The 24,520-nt window shown below is 72.0% G+C and carries 21 protein-coding genes; 14 read left to right on the top strand and 7 right to left on the bottom strand.

What is annotated here, in order from left to right:
* Position 1 precedes the first annotated feature (1 nt).
* From LV79_RS13110 to LV79_RS13060, 11 genes are all read left to right on the top strand, one after another.
* Positions 2 to 1,348, top strand: a complete 1,347-nt coding sequence (locus LV79_RS13110; protein WP_253835451.1) for a hypothetical protein — start codon at positions 2 to 4, stop codon at positions 1,346 to 1,348.
* Entirely contained in the window at positions 1,345 to 3,285 is a 1,941-nt protein-coding gene (locus LV79_RS13105) for an AAA family ATPase (RefSeq protein ID WP_253835450.1), read from the top strand. The genes LV79_RS13110 and LV79_RS13105 overlap by 4 nt, the downstream gene beginning before the upstream one ends.
* On the top strand, positions 3,282 to 3,851 hold the full coding sequence (locus LV79_RS34430; RefSeq protein WP_253835449.1) for an FHA domain-containing protein: 570 nt from the start codon (positions 3,282 to 3,284) through the stop codon (positions 3,849 to 3,851). The genes LV79_RS13105 and LV79_RS34430 overlap by 4 nt, the downstream gene beginning before the upstream one ends.
* 15 nt (positions 3,852 to 3,866) lie before the next feature.
* Positions 3,867 to 5,078, top strand: coding sequence for a hypothetical protein (locus LV79_RS13095; RefSeq protein ID WP_253835447.1), 1,212 nt, complete (start codon positions 3,867 to 3,869; stop codon positions 5,076 to 5,078).
* The gene (locus LV79_RS13090; RefSeq protein WP_253835445.1) at positions 5,075 to 5,731 is read left to right on the top strand and encodes a 4Fe-4S single cluster domain-containing protein; all 657 of its coding nucleotides are present in this window, start codon (positions 5,075 to 5,077) and stop codon (positions 5,729 to 5,731) included. Before LV79_RS13095 ends, LV79_RS13090 begins: the two co-directional genes overlap by 4 nt.
* A 163-nt stretch (positions 5,732 to 5,894) precedes the next feature.
* Positions 5,895 to 6,827, top strand: coding sequence for a hypothetical protein (locus tag LV79_RS13085; RefSeq protein ID WP_253835443.1), 933 nt, complete (start codon positions 5,895 to 5,897; stop codon positions 6,825 to 6,827).
* A gap of 49 nt (positions 6,828 to 6,876) precedes the next feature.
* On the top strand, positions 6,877 to 9,600 hold the full coding sequence (locus tag LV79_RS34425; RefSeq protein ID WP_253835442.1) for a CHAT domain-containing protein: 2,724 nt from the start codon (positions 6,877 to 6,879) through the stop codon (positions 9,598 to 9,600).
* Positions 9,601 to 9,670: 70 nt separating this feature from the next.
* On the top strand, positions 9,671 to 11,155 hold the full coding sequence (locus LV79_RS13075) for a hypothetical protein (RefSeq protein WP_253835441.1): 1,485 nt from the start codon (positions 9,671 to 9,673) through the stop codon (positions 11,153 to 11,155).
* 25 nt (positions 11,156 to 11,180) lie between these two features.
* Positions 11,181 to 14,054 (top strand): ATP-binding protein, encoded by a 2,874-nt coding sequence (locus LV79_RS13070; RefSeq protein ID WP_253835440.1) that lies wholly within the window; start codon positions 11,181 to 11,183, stop codon positions 14,052 to 14,054.
* Between the two features lie 24 nt (positions 14,055 to 14,078).
* On the top strand, positions 14,079 to 16,481 hold the full coding sequence (locus tag LV79_RS13065) for a caspase family protein (protein ID WP_253835439.1): 2,403 nt from the start codon (positions 14,079 to 14,081) through the stop codon (positions 16,479 to 16,481).
* 29 nt (positions 16,482 to 16,510) lie between these two features.
* Positions 16,511 to 16,786, top strand: coding sequence for a hypothetical protein (locus LV79_RS13060; protein WP_253835438.1), 276 nt, complete (start codon positions 16,511 to 16,513; stop codon positions 16,784 to 16,786).
* Between the two features lie 55 nt (positions 16,787 to 16,841).
* Here LV79_RS13060 and LV79_RS13055 read toward each other — a convergent pair whose 3' ends face one another.
* The 5 genes from LV79_RS13055 to LV79_RS13035 form a co-directional block, all read right to left on the bottom strand.
* On the bottom strand, positions 16,842 to 18,116 hold the full coding sequence (locus tag LV79_RS13055) for a hypothetical protein (protein ID WP_253835437.1): 1,275 nt from the start codon (positions 18,114 to 18,116) through the stop codon (positions 16,842 to 16,844).
* Between the two features lie 79 nt (positions 18,117 to 18,195).
* Positions 18,196 to 18,630 carry a hypothetical protein gene (locus tag LV79_RS13050; protein WP_253835436.1) on the bottom strand — a complete coding sequence of 145 codons (435 nt, stop codon included), beginning with the start codon at positions 18,628 to 18,630 and terminating at the stop codon, positions 18,196 to 18,198.
* A gap of 84 nt (positions 18,631 to 18,714) precedes the next feature.
* Positions 18,715 to 19,197: a hypothetical protein gene (locus LV79_RS13045; protein WP_253835434.1), complete on the bottom strand. Its 483-nt coding sequence runs from the start codon at positions 19,195 to 19,197 to the stop codon at positions 18,715 to 18,717.
* The gene (locus tag LV79_RS13040; protein ID WP_253835432.1) at positions 19,187 to 19,522 is read right to left on the bottom strand and encodes a MafI family immunity protein; all 336 of its coding nucleotides are present in this window, start codon (positions 19,520 to 19,522) and stop codon (positions 19,187 to 19,189) included. Before LV79_RS13040 ends, LV79_RS13045 begins: the two co-directional genes overlap by 11 nt.
* Entirely contained in the window at positions 19,519 to 19,659 is a 141-nt protein-coding gene (locus LV79_RS13035) for a hypothetical protein (protein WP_253835430.1), read from the bottom strand. The genes LV79_RS13040 and LV79_RS13035 overlap by 4 nt, the downstream gene beginning before the upstream one ends.
* A gap of 324 nt (positions 19,660 to 19,983) precedes the next feature.
* Here LV79_RS13035 and LV79_RS13030 point away from each other — a divergent pair, with 324 nt between their 5' ends.
* Together LV79_RS13030 and LV79_RS13025 are read left to right on the top strand one after the other, a co-directional pair.
* On the top strand, positions 19,984 to 20,808 hold the full coding sequence (locus LV79_RS13030) for an SMP-30/gluconolactonase/LRE family protein (protein ID WP_253835428.1): 825 nt from the start codon (positions 19,984 to 19,986) through the stop codon (positions 20,806 to 20,808).
* A gap of 95 nt (positions 20,809 to 20,903) precedes the next feature.
* On the top strand, positions 20,904 to 21,704 hold the full coding sequence (locus tag LV79_RS13025; protein WP_253835427.1) for a DUF1684 domain-containing protein: 801 nt from the start codon (positions 20,904 to 20,906) through the stop codon (positions 21,702 to 21,704).
* 57 nt (positions 21,705 to 21,761) lie between these two features.
* On the opposite strand, the gene LV79_RS13020 is transcribed toward LV79_RS13025, so the two are convergent.
* Positions 21,762 to 22,241, bottom strand: coding sequence for a WD40 repeat domain-containing protein (locus LV79_RS13020; RefSeq protein WP_253835425.1), 480 nt, complete (start codon positions 22,239 to 22,241; stop codon positions 21,762 to 21,764).
* 69 nt (positions 22,242 to 22,310) lie between these two features.
* Positions 22,311 to 22,481: a hypothetical protein gene (locus LV79_RS13015; protein ID WP_253835423.1), complete on the bottom strand. Its 171-nt coding sequence runs from the start codon at positions 22,479 to 22,481 to the stop codon at positions 22,311 to 22,313.
* 44 nt (positions 22,482 to 22,525) lie between these two features.
* On the opposite strand from LV79_RS13015, the gene LV79_RS13010 reads away from it, so the two are divergent.
* On the top strand, positions 22,526 to 24,502 hold the full coding sequence (locus tag LV79_RS13010) for a sensor histidine kinase (RefSeq protein WP_253835421.1): 1,977 nt from the start codon (positions 22,526 to 22,528) through the stop codon (positions 24,500 to 24,502).
* The last annotated feature ends 18 nt before the right edge of the window (positions 24,503 to 24,520 follow it).

Genomic DNA, 24,520 nt, shown 5'->3' with positions numbered 1-24,520 from the left:
CATGAGTTCTGGAGCGGTGGTAGTCGCGCCGGTAGGTCTTCCCGTCGTCGCCGCGGGGGCGGTCTTGGCGGCGGGGGCGATCGCGGTGACGGCCGGGGCCGTGCTGGTGGCCAGGGCGGTCAACGCCGCGGCCGAGAGCGCGGTCCGGGCGATCGGCGAGTCGGGCGCCCAGCTGGAGGCGGACATCGCCGCCATCGAGGCGGCGGAGGAGGCCGAGCAGTGGCGCAGGCGCGCGGTCACCGACGTCGTCGTCGTCAACGCCCGGTTGCGCCTGGTCCGCGAACGCGCGGAGCGAGCCGGGGTGGCCCTGGAGGTCCCGCGCCCGCTCGCGCTGTCGGCTGAGATCAGCCCCGCCAGGGCGGTCCAGTGGGTGTCCGAAGTGGAGCGGGAGATCGCCCGGCTGAGCGCGAAGCTGGACGCGGCGGCGCCACCGCTGCGGATCACCGTCTCCGGCAAGACCGGCTTGGCGGACGCCGACCTGACCGCCGAGCTCGACCGGCACCGCCACGCCGCCGCGCGGCGCCACGCCACCCGACCCGCCGCCGTCGCGACGTCGTCGATCACCGACGTGATCAGCCTGCTCGACCCGGACGCCACCGCGAGCGAGCGCGACGAGGTGCTGGCCGCGGCGGCCGCCATCAGCGGGCGCGACGAGCCGTCGCTGTACCTGAGCGACCTGCGCACCACCGTCGTGGACACGCTCAACCCCCGCGTCCGGAGCCGCCGGTTGGCCGCCACCTGGGTCGCGGCGCTCGACGACGGTCCGCTCGCCGAGGTGGTCGCGGGCATCGACCCGCCCGCCAGGCTGCGCGGCACGGCCGATGCCCTGCGCGAGGTCGTCGCGGGCACCCGGGAGCTGACGCCGCGGTTGCGGGCGGAGGGCACCGACCTGGCGGCGTGGGCCGAGGACGTCGCGGGGCGCGCCTTCGTGCGCGAACTGGTCCGCAAGTGCCTCAACGAGAGCGGCCACGAGGTGCTGGACACCTTCGACGGCGAGGGCTACACCGGGCTGCGGCTGGCCCGTGCCGACTGGGGCGACCAGCACTCCACAGTGGTCCGGGTCCGCGACGGCAACATCATCGAGCACCACCTGGAGTCCACCCGCGCCCCGCGCGGCGACAGCGACGAGCTGGTGGACCAGGAGCGCTGCGCCATCGCCAACGCGGGGATCCAGGCGGTCGCGGACGCGGCGGCGGCCGCCGGGGTGCGGGTGCGGCTGCAGGAGTCGCCGCCGCAGCAGGTGAGCACCGCGTGGCGGGTACCCGAGTCCTGGCACACGTCCACTTCGGACACCAAGGACGACATCGACACCGAGCGGCCCCGCCTGCGCGAGAGGGACAGCAGATGAGCACCGAACTCGGCACGCGGCCGCACACCGTCCCGGCCTTCGCGGGCGAGATCGCGGGCACCCTGGCCGTGCACTCGCAGTACGTGCTGCACGGCAACACCCGGGACCGCTTCCTGGTGTCGGACGGCGGCGCACCGCAGATCATGGAGCTGGTGCCGCTGCTGTGGCACGTGCTGCGTCCCGCGGGGTTCGACGCGCTGGTCACCTACGACACCGTGGCGGGCCTCGGCGTCTACCCGGCCACCCCCGAGGGACACCGGGCCGTCGACCAGGTGCTGGGCGCCAACGTGCTGGGCAGGCGCCCCTCCCCGGAGCGGTTGCGCGCGCACTTGACCAAGGTGGTGGGGACGGCCGAGCAGCCACCGCCGGAGACCGACAACGCGCGCCCGGCGGCCGGTGCGCAAGCCTGCGGCGCGCAGCGCCCCGCGGCCCGGCTGGCCTTCGTCGTCGACCACGCGTCGCGGCTGGTGCGCTCGCCGACCCAGCTCGACCAGGCCGAGCGCGACCAGTTCCTGTTCTTCCAGAAGCTCGCGCTCACCGCCGAGGCGCACGAGTACCCCGACCGGCCGCGCGCGTTGCACAACCCGGTGATCTGGCTGGTGGAGGGCGAGCGGGACCTGCCGGTCTGGTTCACCGCGGGCGGCGAGGCGATCCGCACGGTGGCGGTGCCGATGCCCACGCTCGACGAGCGCACGACCATGGCCGGGTTGCTGGTGCCGATGCTGCCCCCGGCACACCCCCGGCCGGGTCGGATCACCCCGGCGCAGGAACTCGCCGGGCTCACCGAGGGCATGGCGCTGGACTCGCTGTTCAAGATCATCAAACTCGCGCTCGACCGGGGGCTGGGCGCGGACCGGGTCGCCGACGCCACCCGGATCTTCAAGCTCGGCATCGACGACAACCTCTGGCGGCGCGGCAGCGTCCGCGAGCAGATCACCACCGGCCAGCGGGTCATCGCCGGCCGGGTGCTCGGCCAGGAGCGCGCGGTCGGCAAGACCCTGGACATCCTCAAGCGCGCCGCGCTCGGCCTGTCCGGCGCCCAGGCCAGCACCTCGGGCCACCGGCCGCGCGGCGTGCTGTTCTTCGCGGGCCCCACCGGCGTCGGCAAGACGGAGCTGGCCAAGCAGGTCGCCGAGCTGCTCTTCGGCGACGCCCAGGCCTACCTGCGCTTCGACATGAGCGAGTTCTCCGCCGAGCAGGCCGCCGACCGGCTCATCGGCGCGCCGCCCGGCTACGTGGGGTTCGAGGCGGGCGGCGAGCTGACCGGGGCGGTGCGCAGGCGGCCGTTCCAGGTGGTGCTGTTCGACGAGATCGAGAAGGCGCACCCGTTGGTGCTGGACAAGTTCCTGCAGATCCTGGAGGACGGCAGGCTCACCGACGGCCAGGGCGTGACCACCTACTTCTCCGAGTGCGTGCTGGTGTTCACCTCCAACCTCGGCATCCTGCGCACCGACCGGGAGACCGGCACCACCCGTAGGCTGGTCGAGCCGAACACCCCCTACCCGGAGTTGGAGCGCAGCGTCCGCACCGAGATCCGCCGCCACTTCACCACCGAGCTCAAGCGACCGGAGCTGCTCAACCGCTTCGGCGACAACATCGTCGTCTTCGACTACATCAGCCCCGACGTGGCAGCGCGGATCTGCGAGCTGCAGCTGGACAACGTCGTGACCAAGGTCTACGTCGAACTGGGCATCGAGCTGCGGCTGTCCCCCACCGCCCGGGCGGACCTGGTCCGGACGTGCTCGTCGGACCTGGAGAACGGCGGTCGCGGGGTCGGCAACCTGTTGGAGAGCAACCTGGTGAACCCGTTGGCCAGGGAGCTGTTCGACAGCGGCGCGGGCCAGGGCGACCTGGTCGAGGTCGTCGCGGTGCACCCCGGCGACGACGAGCGGGGCCCGACGCTGACCACGCGCGTCACCCAGGGTGGTCCGCGGTGAGCCGGGTCTGCTCCAAGGACCGGTCGGAGGTCTACGACGACAGCATGTCCCTGTGCCCGCAGCACCTGGCACCTCTCGTGACGGCGGTCGACCTACCGCCCGTGCCGCCGCCGGAACCCGCCCCGGCACCCGGCAGGGCCGAGGCTGAGCAGAGCAGCCGACGGCAGTCGTGGAGCAGGGCGGTGTGCTGGCACTGCGGGACCGGGGCCGCCGAGGGCAACACCCGGTGCACGAACCTGGGGTGCGGGCGGTCGCTGACCCCACCCGCGCTGCTGGTCGTGTTCGACAGCGGTGAGGTCATGCTCGAGGTGGGCCAGAAAACCCAGTTGGGCAGGCACGGCGAGCACGAGCGCGTGTTCGCCACCCACGCGAACGTCTCGCGCGCCCACGCCGTGCTCCGGGTCGACGGCGACGGGACGGCGTGGGTCACGCCGCTGCGCGCGGTGAACGGCACGTTCCTCAACGACGTCGAGCTCACCGTCGAACTGGAGCGGCAGGTGGCCTCGGGTGACCGGATCCGGCTCGGCCGCGACGCCAAGGGCACCATCACCCTCTTCGAGCACTAGCCAGGAGCGCACGCTGTGACCCATCCCCCGCAGGACTCGTTCTGGGCGCGGGTGTTCGGCCGCCGCGGGTCGGTCGCCCGGCCCGAGCCGCGCAGGCCCGACCCCGTCGAGCAGCCGCGCACCCCGGCGGTCGCGCTCATCGCCGAGGCGCGGGCGCGCGGGGAGGCCGACGCCCGCAAGCACGTGCGCGACGGCTGGTCGTTCACCGACGCCGCCAGTGCGACCCGCGATGCCGAGGCGGGCATCGAGGACTACGCGAACCTGTTGCGCGAGCGCGGGAGGGCCGCTGTGGCCTCCGCGCGCGACCTGCACCTCGCGGTGTTGCAGCAGACCGCGCCGCTGCGGGAGCAGCGTGAAGAGGCACGGGAGCGGATGACGGCCGCGCGGCAGATGATGAGCAGGCTGGCCGGCCGTGAGGCGTGGCTGCGAGAACCGGACCTGGACAGGCCCCCCTCGGCCGAGGAAGACCAAGCGGCACAGGAGATCCCGGACGACGATCCGGCGTGGGAGGGCGAGACCACCGCCCTCGGCCTGCCCTGGCGGGTGCTCATCCTCACCGGGCTGGTCGCCGCGCTCAGCCCGGTGCACTACCTGGTGTTCCAGCACTTCCTCAGCGGCACGCTGGCCCCGGCGGGGATCTGGGCGCTGGGCGTCTCCTCGGCGGTGCTGATGGTGGTGGGCCCGCACGTCGCCGCGCTGATGCTGCGCTCGGGCCGGGCCACCGGCAGCGACCGCACGCTCGTCCCCGCGGCGGTGGTGCTCGGACTCGCCTGGGCCACCATGGCCGTCTTCCTCGGCCTGGTCGCCGCGGCCGTGGTCAGCGTCGACCACGTGCGGCTGGCGGCGCTGGACATCACCGGCACGACGCTGGTGGTGATGGTCGTGGCCGGGCTGCTGGTCGGCGGCGCCGTGTCGTTCATGATCGGCCTGGCCCGCAGGCACCCGTTCCAGGAGGCCTACGCCGAGAGCAGGCGCCGGTTCGAGGAGCTCGACGCGCGGCTGCAGGCGACCATCCTGCACCTGGACCCCGGCTTCGCCGACTTCGACGTGGTGGTCCCCGACACCGGCGGACGCCAACCGGAGACGCTGATCGAGGCGATCGAGGCCGCCTACCGGGCGGCGGAGTACGCCTACTTCGACGCCCTGTCGGCCACCACGGGCGACCCGACGTTCACCGAGGCCGTCGAGCACCGGCTCGGCCTGCCGCGACGGGCGGCGGCCGGATGAGCGCGGTGCTGCGGATCAGCCAGACCCACTACCCGGTGCGCGCCCTCGGACCGGGCACCCGGTTCGGTGTCTGGGTGCAGGGCTGCACGCTGGCCTGCAAGGGGTGCATGTCGCGGGACACCTGGAGCGCCGGTGGCGGCACCGGGGTACCGGTCGACGACCTCGTCGAGCTGTGGCGGTCCGCAGTCGCGCGCGGCGCCGACGGGCTGACGGTGAGCGGCGGGGAACCGCTGCAGCAGGCCGCGGGCCTGGCCGATCTGCTCACTGCCGCCGACGAGGTCCGCCGACGGGCCGACCGCGAGCTCGACTTCCTCGTCTACACCGGCTACGACGAGGACGAGCTGGACGAGACCAGGCTGGCCGCGGTCGACCTGGCCGACGTCGTGGTCTTCGGCCGGTTCGACGTCACCAAGCCGACCGCGCTGGTGTGGCGGGGATCGGCGAACCAGCGGATGGTCCCCCGGACCGACCTGGGCAGGCGCCGCTACGCCGATCTCGTCGACCACGCCCCCGAACGCGGACCGCTGCAGGTGGAGGTGCGCGACGGCGATCCCTGGATCATCGGGACGCCCCGCCAGGGCGCGCTGCGCGAGCTCGGCCGGTCGATGAAGGACCTCGGGCTGCGCGTCACCGACACCACGTGGCGGCCCTGAGCGGTCCACTCCGGCCGCCGCTCCAGTCCACCCGCGCGGCACCCGGCGCGCGGTCAGCCCGGCTGGTTGGTTGTCATCAATTGCCGGTCGGTCCATCGAGTCCGCGGCGAACGGCTCCTAGCTTCGAGATCACCGAAGCATCCCCGCCAGGAGGAGCCTTCCCATGGCTGACAACGATTTCTTGCGCACCTCGCCCGACGAGATCCGGCTGTTGGCGAGCCGGGGAGAGCTGGCCGAGCGGGTGGGCGCGGCAGCGGGAGACGAGCGCAGGCGGCTTCGGGCGTCGGTGTTCGAGATCGCCCAGCCGGTCGTGTTCTGGAACCTCACCAGGGCACTGGAGCTCAAGCGCGGCCACTACCGGTGCGCCACCGCGGTCCACCGCCTCGAGGACCAGTGCCTGGACCGCTTCCACGACGACATGGACGCCGTCGTGGCCGACGTGCTGCGCAACGCCCGCGTCCCCATCACCTCGCTGGAGGGCTGGATCCGCGGCCGCCTCACGCACGCCACCGTCGACGGCTACCGCCGCAGGCGCAGCGAGCGCGGCGCCCTGCAACGCCCCCGGGTCCCGCGTTGGCTGGCCACCGCGCTCGGCGAGAACCCGGTGCTGCTGGCGCTGGCGGTCGACATCCTGGACTTCGTCGGCACCGACACCGCGGTGGGCCCGGACACCTGGCCGATCGCGCGGTGGGCCGAGCGGCGGGTGGCCACCGGCGCCGACGCCGCGACGGCACCGCGAGTGGTGGCCCGCGAGACCGAGGTCGTGCTCTCGGCCATGCGCCGACGGCCGGGGTGGTACGCGGACTACGTGGAGCGCCCCCTGGGCCGCAAGCGACCGCTCGCGATCCCGTTGCCGCGCTTCTCCTCCGAGAACGGCGCCGAGCTCCCCGTCGACCTCGCCCTGCGGCAGCAGGAGAGCGACCCGATGCTCTGGCGGGCGGCCCTGGCGGTGGCGGCGATCGACAGCGGGATCGCCGACGGCGAGGTGCCCGAGGCCGTCGTGGCGGCCGTGGTGTCGGTGGTGTTCGACGGCGAGCCGTGGTCGGCCGGACCCGACGCGGTGGACCGCATCCTCGCGGCCGTGACCGCGCGCTGAGGCGTCGCCCGTCCGTCAAGCACCAGCAGAACCGACCGAGGAGGCAGCAGTGGGCGAAGGTGTCGGCGGCAGCGGTGTTCCCGGGGAAGTGGACGTCGTCGCCCGGTGTCGGGCGGTGGTGGACGCCATGGCCGCGGGTGCGCCGGAGCCGATGTCCGTGGCGGCGTTCGCGGCCGACCTGGCGACGTTGCCCGCCGGGCACCCGGAGCGCGGCGCGCTCGCGGCGACGATGATCGTGCTGCTGACCAACGGCGGCGGCCATCCCAGGCTGAGCGTCCTGGGTGAGCTCGGCCCGCTGCTGGACATGGTGCGGACCGCGCCCGCGCACCTGCTCGCCTGGCCCGAGGCACGGGACTCGGCGCGTGCTTTCCAACTGGTGCACGAGGCTCAGGAGCAGGTGATCCCGGTCCCGGCGGCCACCGCAGAACTCGACGAGCTCGCGGCCAGGCACCCGGGCGTGACGCCGACCTCGGCGGCGATCCGGACCGCGCAGATGTCCGCCCGGCTGGTCACCGCAGGCAAGCGCGGCGACGAGAGCACGCAGAGGGAGCTGGTGGCCACGTTCGAGCGGTTGGCCGACCACCTCGGTGACGTGCCGAGATCCGGGACCCTGCGGGACATGGGGAAGGCGATGCAGGAGCTCTTCGAGGCCCAGCGCACCCAGGACTGGGGCGCCGTGGTGGCCGTCATGGACCGGATGCGCGATGGCGCGGCGGCGATGGGCCTCGACCCGGCGACTTTCACCTTGCCCCCGGGCGCCAAGGCGATGTTGGACATGTCGTCCGACGAGCCGCCCACGCACACCGAGCTGACCACCGACGAGGTCGTCGCCCAGTACGCGGTCCCCGGCTCGGGCGCGGCGGGCAAGCTCACCGCGAGCTACGTGCTGATGGGTGGAGGGGGCGGGACCGATCTCGACCGCATCGATCGTGCCATCGAGCTGACCAGGCAAGCAGCGTCCGAGCCAGGCCCGATGCAGCTCATTGCGCGCAGCGGCATCGCCCTCAACCTGTACCGCAAGGCCGAGGTCCTGGGCACCACCGAGGGGCTCGACGAGGCGCGGGCGGTGCTCGAGGACCTCGTCGACGACCTGCGCGGGCTCGGCGGCTCGGCGCACCCGATGTGGACCGATGTCCACCACCAGCTCGCGCTGGTCAAGAGGCGCTCGGGCGACGAGCACGGGTCAGGTGCGGACGAGCTGAGCGGCCTGTTCCGATTCGCCCACCGGGCATTGCTCGAATCCGATCCGGCGGTCGCCAGGGACGGCCTGCGCGAGGCCGCGCACATGGGCATGGAGCTCGCCAGGGCCCGCGTGCGGTTCGCGGACTACGCGGGTGCCATGGACGCGCTGGACATCGGCCGGGGGTTGATGCTCTTCGCCGAGGTCGAGGTGCTCGACCTCGGCGCGAAGCTGCGAGCGGTGGGACGCGCCGACCTGGCCGACCGGTGGGAGGCCGCGGGGGCACGCGTCCCGGGGTTGCGCGCCGAGGCCATCGAGGTGCTGGTGAACGCCGCGGGTGGGATCGATGGGTTGCTCAAGCGGCCGTCCCAGGCCGATGTGCGCGCCGCACTGACCACAGTGGACGCCGACGCCCTCGTCTACCTCGTGCCTGCGCAGGAACAGCAACCCGGTATGGCGCTGGTGGTGCCGCGTGAGGGGCCGATGGCCCACCTGCCGTTGACCTTCCTCAGCCTGCACGCGGAGGCGGGCGTCGAGCGGTACCTGACCGCGCTCTCACGCCTGTCGCGGGAGCTGAAACCCGCCGCCGGGGAACCGTTCAAGGACCAGCTCGACGAGCTGTGCGAGTGGGCCTGGCGGGTGGCCATCGGTCCGCTGCTGGAGCGCTACTTCGCCAGGGACTCGGCGCGGCGCGGTCGGGTACCGCGCATCGTGCTCATCCCGATGGCGGGGCTGGCCGCGATCCCCTGGCACGCCGCGCGCAACAGCGAGGGCACCTACGCGGTGGAACTCGCCGCGTTCTCCCACGCGGTGTCGGCACGCGAGTTCTGCGCCAACGCCGCCAGGCCCCCGGTCCGGCTGACCTCCACCGGGCTGGTCGTCGGCGATCCGCACACGGCGGGTCCGGCGAAGGACCTGCCCGCTGCCCGGCTGGAGGCGTACGAGGTCCACCGGGCGTTCCTGCGCGCGGCGAAGTACGTGGGGCGCCGCCCCAACGGCACGGTCAGCAGATCGGGACCGGGCACCGCCGAGCAGGTCCGGTCCTGGCTGACCGCCGAGGCCGCGCACGCGGGAACGGTGCTGCACCTGGCCTGCCACGGCCAGTTCAGCTCCGACGAGCGGGCGGCGAAGGCATGCCTGCTGCTGGCACCGGGGGGACCGGGTGAGTCCGGTGAACTGGGCGCGGACGAGATCGTGAGCCTGCTGCACAGCACCCCGGACCGGCAGGTCGGGCTGGTGGTGATGGCCGCGTGCCACACCGGTCGGTCCATCCACGGCTACGACGAGGCCTACAGCCTCGGCACGGCGTTCCTGGCCGGTGGGGTCCGGACCGTGCTGTCGACGCAATGGGCGGTTCCGGACGAGGCCACGTCGATGTTGATGTACCTGTTCCACCACTACCTGCGCACGGAGCGGGTGCCGCCGTGGCAGGCGTTGCGCTCGGCCCAGCTGCACATGCTCCGCCCGGAGACCCCGGTGCCCGACACCATGCCCGCCCACCTGCGCGAGCTCGCCGATGGCCGCGAACTCGTCAGCGGCGGGGAGCACACCGGTGTCGTCGGCTGGGCCGGGTTCGTCCACGGCGGGCACTGACGGCGGGCACCGGCACCGACCAGCACCGCCACCGACCAGCGCCGACCGGCACCGAGCAGAGGAGATCCGGATGTCCCACACCCCCGAGACCATCGACCAGTTGCGCGCCCGGCTCGCGGGCCTCACCGGCCCGGCCAGGGTGGAGCCGTTGGGCAACCTGGCGCAGAAGCTGCTCCAGCGCGCGACGTCCACCTCGCTGGAGTCGGCCTCGTCGCGGGCCGACCTGGACGAGGCGATCCGGCACATGGACGAGGCGTACGGACACCTTCGCGCGGGTGACCCGCTGCGGCCGCAGGTCGGGGCGGTGCTGGCGTACGCCCTCGCCTTCCGCGAGAGCACGCGCGGCGGCGGGGCCGACCGGCCGAGGACCACGGCACTGCTCGAGGAGTCCATCGCGCACGGCAAGTTCCCGACCTCCTTCCTCGCGCTGCTGCGCGTGCTGCTCGCGATGGCGCTGATCAACAGCGCCCAGGACCGGCTGACCGGGATGACCTCGCTCTCACCGATCGACATGATCGCGGGCCGCCGCTCACCCGCGCCCGCGCCGGAGGCCGACCGCGCGGAACAGTTGTTGGACGAGGTGCTGCGAACCCCCGGGGTGTCGAAGGACATCCTGGACATGGCTGGCCTGCTGTCGCAGATGTGCGGGCTGATGAAGGCCTTGCTCGGTCTGGGCAGCGCTCCCCTCGACCTGTCGACGATGCAGGGCATGTTCGCCACCTTCGCCGACCTGCAGGGGCGGATGGGCTCCGCCGGTGGCTCAGGCATTCTCGGGATGCTCAGGCACGGGCTGCAGCCGGGATCAGGGGGCATCCTGGACATCGCGCCGGAGGAGCGGCCGGTGATCATCATGGAGGACACCCCGACACCGCCGAGCACGCCGCGCGACCAGCGGCCCAGCCACGCGGACCCGGTCGCCGTCCAGCGGGCGACCGCTCGCGACGACATGCTGCGGTCCTTGGTGGAAGTGCTGTCGCTTGACCGGGACGACCGCGGTCCGTGGCACGCGGCGTCCCTCCTCCTGGTGCCGGACGCCCCCGCGCCGGACGTGGAGACAGTCGACACCGCGATCGCCATGGCCAGCGAGGTGCTGGAGAGCGACGGCGGTGCGTTGTCCGAAGAGGACACCGCACTGGCCCACTTCCTCTACGCCATCGCGTTGTGCTTGCGGCAGCGCTCGGACGCCGCGGGCGTCGAGTACGAGTTCGAGAGCACCGACTACGAGCTGGGCGCGCGATCGCTGCTCTCCGCCGTGCGCGCTCTCCCGGCCGACCACCCGGCGGTCCCCGTCGTGCTGCGGTCGTTGGGCGCGTTCCTCGCGCCGGAGCGACCGCTGGCCGGGCTGGACGCGCTCGCCGCCGGGTTCACCGGCCGCCTGGACTCCTTGCTGGCCAACGGGAACCTCCCCGCCGACCGCACCGCGGAGCTGCACGCCCTGCGCTGCGCGTGCCGGGCGGCGTTCGCCGCGGCCGAACTGCGCAAGGCGGTCGCGGGGCTGCCCGCGGACTACCCGTGGCCGGTCTCGCTCAAGGCAGCGGTCACCCTGCTCGGCTGACACGGCACGGGAGAGGAACACGATGGTGAACGGGTTCTTCGGGCGCGCCGCCGAACTCCGCCTGCTCGCGGAGCTGCTGGCGGACGCGGCGCGGGGACGGCCCGCGACGGTGGTGCTCGACGGTGAGCCGGGCACCGGCAAGACGCGGCTGGTGCAGGAGTTCGCCCGCACGGCGCGCGCCTCCGGCGCGTTCGTGCTGGCGGGCGGGTGCCTGGAACTGGCGGGCGAGGGCATCCCGTACGGGCCGCTGACCGAGGCGTTGCGCTCCCTGGTCCGCACCGAGGGCGCCCAGCGGGCCGGGGAACTGGCCGGGCCCGCGTGGTCGGAGCTGTCGGACCTGATCTCCGATTTCACCGCGGGCCCCGGTCCCGCACCGGGGTACGGCGCGCAGACCAGGGTGTTCGGCGCGGTGTCGCGGCTGCTCGACCACCTCGGCAGCAGGCAGCCGCTGGTGCTGGTGTTCGAGGACGTGCACTGGGCCGACACCGCCACGCTCGACCTGATCGCCTACCTGGTGCTCACCAAGTCCGACCAGCGGATGATGCTGGTGTGCAGCCACCGGTCGGGGCTGCGCACCGGGCACCCGCTGCGGGTCAGGCTGACCGAGCCCGAGTTCGTGCGCCGGGCCAGCCTGCTGACGCTGCGCCCGTTCAGCCGCAAGGAGCTGCGGGCCTTCGTCGCCGCGATCACCGGCGAGGACATCAGCCCCGAGCGGGCCGACGAGTACTTCGCGCTCTCGGAGGGCAACCCGTACTTCACCGAGCAGCTCGTCGCCGAGTCGGGCTCCGGGGCGACCCGCGTCCCGCCCTCTGTGGACGACCTGATGCGCGAGCGCCTGGCCCGCCTCGGGCCGGAGGCGGGCAGGCTGACCAAGGTCGCCGCCGTGGCGGGCAGGCGGGTCAGCGACGCGCTGCTGGCCAGGGTCGCCGGGTTCGACGACACCGCGCTCGAGGCCGCGCTCACCGAGTGCCTCGGCAACCGCGTGCTGGTGGAGGACCGGGAGGACGAGTCGTACCGGTTCCAGCACGCGCTGCTGCGCGAGGCCGCCTACGGGACGGTGCTCACCAGGGAGCGCAAGCGGTTGCACGCCCAGTTCGCCGCCGCGCTGGCCGAGGACGCGCCCGCGAACCCGCGGTTGCTGCCCGAGCTGGCCTACCACTGGTTCGCCGCCGACGACGTGCCCCAGGCCCTGCGCGCCTCCGTCGGCGCCGGGGACCTGGCCATGCGGCTGCGCGCGTTCACCGAGGCCGAGACCCAGTACGGCCGCGCGCTGGCGCTGTGGCCCCGGCTCCCGGACGCCGATCGGGTGGCGGGCACGACACTGGTCCGGCTGCTGGGCGTGGCCGCGAACGCCGCGCGCTGGGCCGGGCACCTGCGCCAGTGCCTGACCTGGGCGCGCTGGGCGGTGGACGCCGGGGTCGGGACCGGTCCCGTCGTGCTCGGCCGCCTGCACGAACGCCTGAGCAGCTACCTGTGGGAGGCGGGCTACGACGAGGAGTCGCTCGCCGAGCTCCGCGCCGCCGACCGGCTGCTGGCCGAGGTCCGGCCGAGCGCGGCGGGTTCCCGCGTCCGGGCCGCGCTCGCCACGGCGGCGGTGAAGTCCGGCCGGTGCGCGGAAGCGCTCGCGCTGGCCCAGCAGGCGGAAGACGAGGCTGAGGCGGCGGGGGCCAAGTCGGCGGTCGGGCGCGCGCGCAACAGCAAGGGGTTGGCGCTGTCCGGCCTCGGTGAGCACACACCGGCGATCGCGGCCGTCCAGGACGCTCTGGCCATCGCCGAGGCGGAGGACCACCTGGAGGACCAGCTGCGGGCGCGGGGAAACCTCGGGGTCTGCCTGGAGCGCGCGGGCCGGGTCGCCGAGTCCGCCGCGCAGTTCCAGACCGGCCTGGCCAAGACGCGGGAGTTCGGGCTGCTCGACTCCCGGCAGTCGGCGCTGCTGGCCAACAACGCCTGCGCCACCCTGTTCCAGATCGGCGAGTGGGACCAAGCGGTGGTCCTCGTCGACGAGGTGCTGCGCTACCACCCGGCGCGGGAGACCACGTTCCAGCGGCTGACCAAGGCGGAGGTCGACCTGGCCACCGGCAGGCTCGACGAGGCCGAGCGGCTGCTGCGCAGCGTGCGCGAGCTGCCCAGCGCGCAGCCGCGCTTCCTGAGCCCGCTCTACCGCTGCCTGGCCGAACTGGCGGCGGCCCGCGGTGACCTGGACGCCGCGCTCGACACCGTCCGGCACGGCATCGAGGTGGTGGCGGCCTGCGAGGACCCGCTGCTGGTACTGCAGCTGTGCGCCTACGGGCTGCGCCTGACCGCGGACTGGCCCGACCCGGGTCCGCCCGCGCGGCTGCGGGAGTTCGCCGACGACATGGCGGCTCGGGCGCCGAGCGACGGTGACGCCGAGACCCGGGTGCTCGTCGCGCTGTGCGCGGCCGAGCGAGCACGGGCGGACAGGGCGGACACCGCGACGATGTGGACGGACTTGGCGGAGTCGTGGTCGGCCCTGGAACGGCCCTATCCCAAGGCCTACGCGTGGGCGCGGGCCGCCGACGCCGCCGCCCGCGCTGAGGACAGGCCGACGGCGATCGCGGCCGCCACCGAGGCGGCGGGTATCGCGGACCTGCTCGGGGCCGCGCCGTTGGCGGAGCTGGTCAAGGGGATCAGGCGCGCGCACAAGCTCGTCGAGCGCGCCCCCACCCCCGCACGCCGACCGTTCGGGCTCTCCGACCGCGAGGTGCAGGTCATCGCCCTCGTCGCCCAGGGGTTGACCAACAGCCAGATCGCCACCCGGCTGCGGCGGGCAACGTCCACAGTGGCCAACCAGCGGGCGTCGGCGATGCGGCGGCTCAAGGCCAAGAACGCTCCCGACGCGGTGCGCATCGCTCGTGAACACGGACTGTTGGCGGACTGACGGTGCGCCCAACCTGGAGGAACCATGGCACGCAGGGCATTGTTGATCGGTTCGTCGACCGGCGACCTGGTCGGCCCCGACAACGACATCACCGCGATGGAGCACGCACTGGCCAGGTGGGGCTTCACCTGCGATGTGCGTACGGGGGTGCGCGCCAGTCGAGCGGGCATCCTCGACGCCTACGAGGAGCTGATAGGCCAGGCAAGACCGGACGACGCGGTCGTCGTCTACTACAGCGGCCACGGCGCCTACGCCAAGGACCCGGCGCTCGCCGACGGCATGCCGGGGCCGGGGGTGGTGCAGTTCATCGTCCCGACGGACTACGCGGAGTCCACTGAGGACGATTTCCGGGGTATCGCCAACATCGAGCTGTCGGTGCTGCTGAGCAGGTTGACCGAGCGCACCCGCAACGCCACGGTGATCCTGGACTGCTGCCACTCCGAGGCCATGTCCCGAGACCCGGAGACCGGTGCGGCGGCGCGGGCCTGGCCGCGCGCGATCCCCCCGCACCTTGCTCGCGCGCACCTGGACTCGCTGCGCCGGGGCAGTCTCGACCTCACCCGCCTGGACCCCAGCGGCAACCCGAACGCGGTCCGGGTCGTGGCCTGCGCGGCGAACCAACTGGCGTACGAGGTGCCCAACGATGACGACGTCGTGATGGGGTACCTCACCGACGCCGTGACCCGGGTGCTCAACTCGCTCGACCAGGAAGCGGCACCGTTGTCGTGGTCCACCGTCGTGGACCGGGTCCGCCAGATCGTCCTCGAGCGCAACGGCGTGCAGCGGCCCGAGGTGGAGGGGCCGGGCGAGCGGGAGCTGTTCGGTACCGAGCCCGTGGACCAGGTCGCGTTCCTGCCCGCGTCCCGGCAGCGCCAATGGGTTCGCATCGCGGGTGCGCGGCTGCTCGGCCACGGCGAAGGGGACGAGTTCGCGATCTACCACAACGACACCCTGTTGGGCGCCGTCGTGGTCGAGTGGACCGATGGTCACGCCGCGTTCGGCCTGTTGGAGGGTCCGGATCCCGATGTCGAACTCCCGGTGGGCACCCGAGCTCAGTTGGTCGTGACGGCGGTCCCGACCCTGCCGGTCTCCCTTGGCGTGGGCGCGGACTCGCTGGCGGAGGTCGTGCACCAACACCCGGCATTGCGCGTGGCTCCCGCGGGCGAAACCGCGGGGGTGCGGGTGGTGGCCGAGACCGAGGGTTTCGCGCTGCACGACACCCTCGGACCGTTGAACCGACCGAAACCCACGGTGCGCCAACTGATGGCTGACCTCAAGCGCGTGGCCAGGGCGCGGGCTTTGCTGCGGTTGTCCGAAGACCCCGGAATGGCGCTGCCCACGCGGGTGCGCGTCGAGTTGGCGCGGGTCGTCCACGGCGTGGCGCACCCATTGCCCGCCAGCGGTTCCGTGTTGCACCCCGGCGAGGCCGTGTGCGTGGTGGTGCACAACGACGACGAGCGGTACCTGTACGTGTCGCTGCTGGACGTCGGGGTGTCCTCGCGGATCACCCTGCTGAACCCGGCGCACCCCAGCGGGGTCCCCATCGCGCCGGGCACGCGGTACGTCTTCGGCGGGGACGAGGTCACCGGCGCGCTGCCGGGACTGGAGCTGAGCTGGCCCGAGTCGGTCCCACCGGTGCGGCCGCGGCCGGAGAACATCCTGGTCCTGATCAGCGAGGAGCGCACCGACACCGTTGTGCTGCAACAGGGGGGCGTCCGCACCCGGGAATCGTTGAACCGGCTGGAACAGCAACTGCGGCGGCTGGGCAACGACGACAGGGACCTCATCACGCCGATGCAGACCAGGGCGGTGCGCTTCGCGGTGCGGACCATCGCCTTCGACGTCGTGCCCACCGCCGCGCCGCCCGCCGAGGGAACCGTCTTCGAAGTCGACGACCGCCCGAGCCCGGTCGCGCACGCGAACGACACCGCCGTGCCGAGCAGGGTCGTCGTGCGGCTGCCCACTCTGGTCGTGCACCACAACCGTGCGTTCCGCGGCCAAGACCTGCGCCTGGACACACTGGTGCTCACCACGGGCGCGGATGGGAAACCCAGCCACCACACGCACACCGCGCGGTTCAGCGGGGTCGTCGACGGCACCCGGCTGACCGTTCCGGACAACCCGGTGTTCGAAGGGGAGGTCCGCGACCGGCTGGACGTCGCCGTGTGGGTGTCGCCGGACACGGGGCACCACGTGGACCTCTCGGCGGTGACCGGGGAGTCGACGGCCCGGATCGTCGACGCCGTCGACGCGCGGCTCACGGCGGCGGTCGGCCGGGCGAACGGCCTGTACCGGGCGGGGTTCCACGCCGCGGATCGGTTCGGTGCGGCCCGGTTGGCGGTGGAGAGCAGGGTCAGGACAGCGGACTACACCTTCGACCTCACCGTGGAGCCGGTACCGGTCCGCGGTCCGTCAATACTCCAGTAGAGGCACACCCCAGGCGGAAGGACTCGACGATGACGACCAAGCGGGTCAAGCTCGGCGACCAGATGTGGAAGGTGAACTCGGCAGACGCGGCCTCGGTCGCGGACACGATAGCGGCCGCGATGTCCGAGGAGAAGGTCGTCCGGCTCAGCCTGTTGTCCGGCGACGACACCCCGGCCACGGTCATCTTCAACGGGAAGGTCGCTCTCCTCGCCACGATCGACGAGGGAGCGGTCCCCAGGCCGACCGAGATCTCCGGTAACGCGAACGCCGACGCGGCCAAGGTGGACCCCCCAACGAAGAAGTGATCCCAGGCGAGGGCCGGGGCGTCGGATCACGGCGCCCCGGCCCTTCGCGTAGTCGCTAAGGGCCGAAGAGGGTGCGGGCCAGGGAGCGGATGGATTCGAGGGGTGAGTGGCTTTGGGTTCGGGAGGGGGGTGCGGGCGGCAGGACGAGGCGGAGGTCGTCGTCGGTGGCGGGGTGGGCGGTTTGGGTGGCGGTGCGGAGGGTGTCGCGGGGGACGGCTAGTCCACCTTGGACGATGATCTCCAGGGTGCTGGCCCGCTGGACGTACTGGTGGGTGTAGGCGTCGCGTTCGTAGCGCAGGGTGGGGGTTTCGCGCTCGCAGGTCGAGGGGCAGTCGTCACTGGTGGGTGCCGGTCTGGTGTGGACCTGGATGGTGCCGGAGCCGGGGAGCAGGGTCCGGTCGTCGGGGATGAAGGACGTGCCGCTGGGGTTCGCCGATTCGACCGTGTAGCCGGGGATGGTGGTGGTGAAGGTGCCCGGCGGGTCAGTGGCGCGGACGGTCAGGATGGCGTCGCGCAGGACGGCGCGGTCGACGTACTTGGGGGCCGTGAGCAGCAGCTGGGTGCCCGCGACGCGGTGGATGTAGGCGTTGGTGACCGCGGCGCCGTCGATGTACGCGAGGCCGGGGCGCTCGGCGGTGCAGGTCAGCACGGCTGGGAACCGGGAATCGGACTCGTCGAAGGCGCAGTCCGGGCCCGGCGTGTCCACCAGTGAGTACAGGGTGACGTAGGGCGACAGCGGGTACGGGTCGGCGCCGTCGGGTTCCAGCTGCCACGACTTCAGCTGGGGCAACGCGTGGTAGCCGGGCACGGAGGTCACCACGATCGACTCGCGGGTCAGCTGCGCGGCCGCCAGTCGTTGGTCCACATCGGACGGAAGTGCCGCCGCGAGGGCGTGCAGCGTCACGAGGGCGAGCGTGACCGACACCGCGAGGAAGCCGAGCGCGAGGTACCAGCGTCGCAAGAGGACACCGGCCACCAGCGTGAACGGCACGACGCTGAGCAGCGGGAACTTGCTGAACCCCAAGCCAGCCTCATCGCTGATCTGCCACGCGAGCAACCACAAGCCGAAGCCCGCGCCCCCAACCGCCACACCCCAGAACAGGCGTCCGCCGCGGGTCCGGGTGAGCAACGATGCTTCCGGCGCCACCCGCGACACCGCCATCAGCAACGCGACGAGCAACACGAACAGCACCAACGCCGCGAGGTAGCCCATCGAACTGCCGCCGAACACCATGGCGACCACGACCCCGGTCCCCAGCAAGGCCAACACCCCGCCGACCACCCCGGCCAACCCGACCTGCGCCAACGCCAGCCACACCCCACGCCTCACAGGCGCGGCGGGCTCCCCAGTCTCCACCACCCGGACACTCTCGCACGGCACTCCCCCGCGGCGACATCCGTGGAACTACTCAGCCCAGGGTTATCGTCTTGACGTACACGTGCGGCTCGCCGGATCGGTCCACGTAGACATCGACCTGTTCATCCCATTGTGGACCGCGCAGCACCTGAGCGAAACCTTCCAGCCGAGCGTCGGGCTCCAGATGCCAGTCGACGCCGGAAGCGGAGACGTATATGCCGCGAAACTCCGGAAAGTCCGGTTTTGTCGCGTCAGCACCAAACCCCGCGAAGAACTGGTCGACACACTCCGGCGTGGCAACGAAGTCGAACGCCACGCTGTCGGCGAACATCGGCTCGATGTAGTACCGCAGCCGCGTCCGCGCGCACTCCGGCAGCGACATCACGGATATCCGCTCCAGGTCGGCCAAAGTGAACCCGGGCCTGCTCCCCGGGTACGCCCGAGGATCCACCTCAGCCTCCCCCGGCAACGCCACGATGACCGTCACAACCCCACCGCCACAGTCGCAGCGATGGCGGATATTCCCCACCTCTTCGTCCCCAGCTCCCCAGCCTCGTTAGCGCAACCCTACTCAACAACCAGCAACGCAGGCCCCTCCCACGGGTTGTTGCTTGGCGGCGAACTCGATCGCCACGTCGATCGGCCAGATTCTGTTTATGTGGACCAGATCAGCGGACTCGAGCACGGCTATTGGGTGGCCGACCTGGGCCATGGCGGCCGCAAGGACACCTTCGACCTTCTCGAGTTGGTCGGGTCCGGAGAACTCCCAGCGTGGAACCCACACCGGAGACCTGGACTCAGCTTCCTCCGACAGCACGGCCGCGAACTCACCCACCAGCTCGGACGGCACCGCCGAGAGCAGGTAGAGGCGATCGTCTAGACCATCCGGGTTGTGCTGGTGCGCGAAGCTGCGGAAGTGCCAACGCGAGTCAGAGTCGGCAAACCCCAGGAAGCCTTCCTGCGGACCGTCGTGCCAATCCAGGACGATCGCTTGCCGCAGTCGGAGTTCGCCCGGTCGCACGTCCACCAACCGCCGAAGCGCGTCATCTGCCATCGCGACCTCCTTGATCCACTACGTGCGCCCCTCGAGCACCGCTCCCCGTGCTGACACCCAGACGCCTACTCCGGCTCTCCACGAACTCGATCAACTTGTTGATCGCGTGCGGCACGTCGAGGAACTCTGCTACCGGCAGGAGTCGCTCGTAGTACTTCTGGGTCAGTGGCAGTTCGTCCTCGTACAACCACGAGCACAGGCACTCGAACGCGAGCCCCGGCTCGCCCGCGTAGACCAACTCGACCACATCACGCCGAACCGACTCCCTGGTGATCGGCGACGCCTTCAGCAGGGCCAGTATCCCGGCCTCCAGGCGACCGCTCACGGCAGGCGCGAGGACAAGAAGTCCCTGATCGACTGGACGTCGGTCGTCCAGTCGGAGATGCGCATCCCGTCCTCGTTGGCGGTCTCGCGCGGGTCGATCGAGAATTCGCTGGCCTGCGACGGATCCGGGATCCACATCTTCCACCTCCGCCCTGTGCGCGCAGGCTACTCCACTCGGAACCGGCGGTGCTCGCGACAAAGCGCGAGGTGATCAATCGTCAACGTCCGGAGAACAACTGTGGATGTGGTGCGGGCTACCGTTATGGGGAGAAGGGGTGGGGAGTTCTGGGGATGGTGTCACTCAGGTGGTGGTCTGGCGGTGGGGGCCGGGTGGGCCAGACTCGGGGGATGACGAGGTGGATGCGGGTGGTGGCGGGGTTGTTGGCGGCTGTCGCGGTCGTGGGAGGTGGGGTTCCGGCTGAAGGGAGCGTGGGGAGTGGCACCGGCAGGGGGTGGCCTGAGGTGTTGGGGTTGCCGGATGGGTTCAGGCCGGAGGGGATCGCGATCGGGGAGGAGGCGGTGGCGTATTTCGGGTCGTTGGCGGATGGGCGGATCCAGCGGGTGGATCTGCGGACGGGGCGGGGGCGGGAGTTGAGCGGGCCCGCGGGGACGCCGTCGGTGGGGTTGAAGGTGGATTCGGGGCGGCACCGGCTGTTCGTCGCCGGTGGTAGTGGTGAGATCCGGGTGGTGGACACCCGCGACGGCGGGGTGTTGGCGCGGTACGCGGTGGCCAACGGCGGGTTCCTCAACGACGTGGTCATCACCAAGGACGCGGTGTGGGTGACGGACTCGTTCCAGGCGCAGCTCTACAAGTTGCCGCTGGGGCGTGGTGGGGAACTGCCCGCGGCGGCGGTGACCGTGCCGTTGGCCGGGGAGTGGCAGAACACGCCGAACTCGTTCAACGCCAACGGGATCGCGACGACGCCGGATGGGCGGGCGTTGATCGTGGGGCACACCTCGTCCGGCAAGTTGTTCCGCGTCGACCCGGCGACCGGGGTGGCGAAGGCGGTCGACCTCGGTGGCGGCAGTGTGGTGGGCAACGACGGGCTGCTGCGGCTGGGGCGGGACCTCTACGTCGTCGAGAACGGCAGCAACCGGATCGCGAAGGTCGGGCTCGCGGCGGATGGGTCGACTGGGGTCGTCGAGCGGCGGTTGACCGACCACCGGTTCGACGTGGCCACCACCGTCGCCGCGTACGGGAGCAGGCTCTACGCCGTCAACGCGCGGTTCTCCACCCCGCCGACCCCGACCACCACCTACACCGCCGTCGCCGTGCCCCGGTTCTGAGCTCCCGCGATGTGGGAGCCGGAATAGCGGGTGGCGCCGGGGGGCTATTGGCTGGGGACGAGGTTCGACCAGCCAGGGAAGGGACGGGTACCGCAATGAGCACCGACGAGTTCGCGGCGCAGTGGCAGGCGTGGAAGGCCGAGCGGGAGCGCGGACTGGCCGATCCGGTCGGCTGGCTGGCGCTGGTGTCGCTGGACTGGCTGACCGAGGAGCCCACCGCCTACCCCGGGCTGCCGGGGCTGTGGTGGCAGGACGCCGACGCCGCCTACGTCGACCCGGCTGGCGGTGAGCTGGCGCACGGCGGGGCGGCGATCACCGAGGTCACCCGGTTCGAGCTGGTGCCAAGCGGCGCCGGGACGCGGGTGGTGGCCGGGTCGGTCGAGGTGGAGGTCGCGCGGCGCGGCGGCTACCTGATCCGGGTGCACGACCCGGCGGCGGAGGTGCTGGCGGCCTTCCGCGGCGTGCCCGCCTACGAGCCGGACCCGGCGTGGGTGCTGCGCGGGGTGTACGAGCCGTTCGACGAGCCGCGCCCGACGACGGTGGGTGCCGTGGTGGCGGGGCTGACGCACGTCTACACCGCGCCGGGGGTCATCCGGTTCACCGTCGACGGCGCGGAGCACACGCTGACGGCGTTCAACGGGAAGAAGGGCGGGTTCAGCGTCCTGTTCACCGACGCCACCAGCGGTGTGACGACCTACGCGGCGAACCGGTCGCTGGAGGTGCCCGACCCGGACGAGGACGGCACGGTGGTGCTCGACTTCAACCGCGCGGTGAACCTGCCGTGCGCGTTCACGGCCTACGCGACGTGCCCGTTGCCGCCAGAGGGCAACCAGCTGCCGTTCCCGGTAGAGGCGGGCGAGAAGACCCCTTACGAGCAAGAGGCGCTGGCGCACTAAGTGCACGCGGGGCCCGGGAGCCATGCCGCTCCCGGGGTCCGCGGCTAGAGCTCCGCGCTAGAACAGAGTGTCTGCGGGGATCTCGCGCAAGCGGCCGTCGGTCGTGCAGGCGAGGAAGCGATCAGTGGCGTAGTGCAGGGCGGCGATGGCCGCGATGGGCACTGTGACCCACTGACGCGTAGGTAGGTCGTACACCGCGAGTGGGCCGGTAGGGGAACCTGCGGCGATAAGCATGCCGTCGGCGGACACCGCCAGCGTGGTGAGCGGGCGTGCGGTCGGGACGACGGCGACCTCCGACTCCGACCAGAGTCGTAGTTCTGGGCCGACCGTCGCGAACCGGTTGTCCGGTAGGGCGATGCAGGCGTTCGCCAACACACCACGCTTGTGGCCCAACTGTTCGCCCGTCGACACATCCCACCAGGTGGCACTGCCGTCGGCCGATAGGGCGAACAGAACCCCGCCAGCCACCGCGACATCCGTAAGTGGGCTGCCGTCCAAGTCGAGCGTCGCGGTGTGCTGGAAGCCCGCGGTGAGCACAACTACCTCGCCCGTACTGGTCCCTAGCGCGATGTGACCCAAGAACGTCGACGAGCTCGTCAAGCCTGACTAGTGCCGGTAAAGCGAACAGCCGGTGAGAGCGTCGACCAGCGTCCCGCTCTGTGTACCTGCGACGACGGTCTGCCCTACCTGCCGAAGGAAGCCCGACGGATCCTCCAGCCGCCGTTGCACCACGCCGTCACGACGGACCGTCCCGCAGCGTTCCAGGGTCAGAACCATGTCACCGAGGGTGGCGACCGCGGTGGGCGCGGAGTCGCACGGCGATGGACAGCACGAACCTGAGCATGGTCTGGCCCGCCGCGGGCGTGGCCGTGCTCTGGTTCTGCGTGCAGCGCCACGTCCGGACCCTGTGGGTGGACGCCTCGGTCCTGGCCGCCATCACCGTCTCGGTCAACATGGCCACCGGCGCGAACCTCGGCCTGGCCGTCGTCGCGGTCGCCGCCAACCTCATCCAGGCGGGCGTGTTCGTCGTGCTGCTCGCGCGCTGGAACCCCGGTCTCTGGACGCGCGGCTCCGCCATCGGCCCCCGCGACCTGTGGGGCCTGCTCGGCGCGGCGGCGCTGGCCACCCTCAGCGGTGTCGCCATCGGCCCGACCGCGCTGTGGCTGATCACCGGGCAGTACTCGTGGATGGCCGCCGCGGTGTGGCTGGCCCGCAACACCGCCGGGATCCTGCTGGTCGGCGCGCTCGGGCTGTTCGCGGGCCGCGCGGTCACCACCCCGGGCTGGGTGGCGGCGGCCAGGGCCCGGCTGGCGCGGACCTCCCCGTGGCGGACCGGCGAGTACCTGGCGGTCGCGCTCGGGTCGCTGGTCGCCTACCTGTTCGTCTTCGGCATCAACCACACGCTGCCGCTGGCCTTCGCGCTCATCACGCTGACCGTGTGGGCGGCGAACCGGCTCTCCACCACTTTCGTCGTGGTGCACAACCTCACCGTCGGCACGATCGCGGTCGTCTACACGCTGCGCGGGGACGGGCCGTTCGCCTCCGTCGGCCCGCACGCGGCGAAGGCGCTGATCGTCCAGTTGTTCATCGCCCTGGTGGCCGTGGTCGGCCTGGCGCTCGCGCTCGGGCGTGACGAGCGGGCGGCGCTGCTGCGCGAACTGGCCGCCAGCCAGCAGGACGCGACCCGGCGGGCCGAGCTGATGCGCGCCGTCATCGACTCCATGGGCGACGGCCTCACGGTGGTGGACGCCGACGGCCGGATCACCCTGCGCAACCCCGCTGCCGCCCGCCTGATGGGTGGTGTTGTCAGCCCGGATGACACGGTGCGCGACAGTGAGCACTATGGAGTGTTCCACTTGGACGGCACTCCCGTGGCGAACGAGGACATGCCCCACGCGCAGGTGCTGGCGGGGCACGACGTGCACGAGATGGACATCTTGATCCGCAACGACGGTGTCCCGGGTGGGCGCATCGTCAGCGTTAACGCCACCGCGCTCCCCGACGGGCACGGCCACGACAGTGTCGTCCTGCTGTTCCACGACGTCACCGCTGAGCGCCGTCACCGCGACGAACTGGCGACCTTCGCAGGTGTGGTCGCGCACGACCTCTTGAGCCCGCTGACCGTGGTGCAAGGTTGGACTGACGCAGCGAGTGAGTCGCTGGACGCCGTTCCCCCGGCCCTAGACCGCGCCCAGGCCGGCCTGGGACGAGTCACCCGCGCGGCGACCAGGATGCGCGGGCTCATCAGCGACCTCTTGGCGTACACGACCACGCGGGACGCCGTCATGGCACCGGTATCGGTAGACCTGACTGTGCTGGTCGACGACATCGTCGCCGCGCGCACTGACACGGCTCTAGCCTCTGACGCCCCAGTGCCGGAGTTCTTCATAGAGTCGCTGGAGCCGGTGCACGCCGACCTGGTTCTGGTGCGCCAGCTGATGGACAACCTCATCGGCAACGCGATCAAGTACACCGCGCCGGGTGTCACGCCCCGGCTGCACATCGCCGCGACCAGGCGGGGTGACGTGGTGCGGGTGACGGTGATCGACAACGGCATCGGCATCCCGACCGGCCAGCACGACGCGATCTTCGACAACTTCCACCGCGCCCACCACACGGCCGACTACGCGGGCACGGGCCTGGGGCTCGCCATCTGCAAACGGATCGTGGAACGCCACGGCGGCACCATCACCGCCACCGACAACCCGGCGGGCGGTTCACGCTTCACGTTCACGCTGCCCGCCGTCACCGCTACCCGTTGGCCCTTGGACCGATCGGTGCTCAGCGCGACAACGTAAGAGCTGCGGTCGACCACC

The sequence above is a fragment of the Actinokineospora globicatena genome (assembly GCF_024171945.1).
GTDB lineage: Bacteria > Actinomycetota > Actinomycetes > Mycobacteriales > Pseudonocardiaceae > Actinokineospora > Actinokineospora globicatena.
Note: the sequence above shows the minus strand (reverse complement) of the source record. Positions and strands in the feature narration are given on the sequence as shown.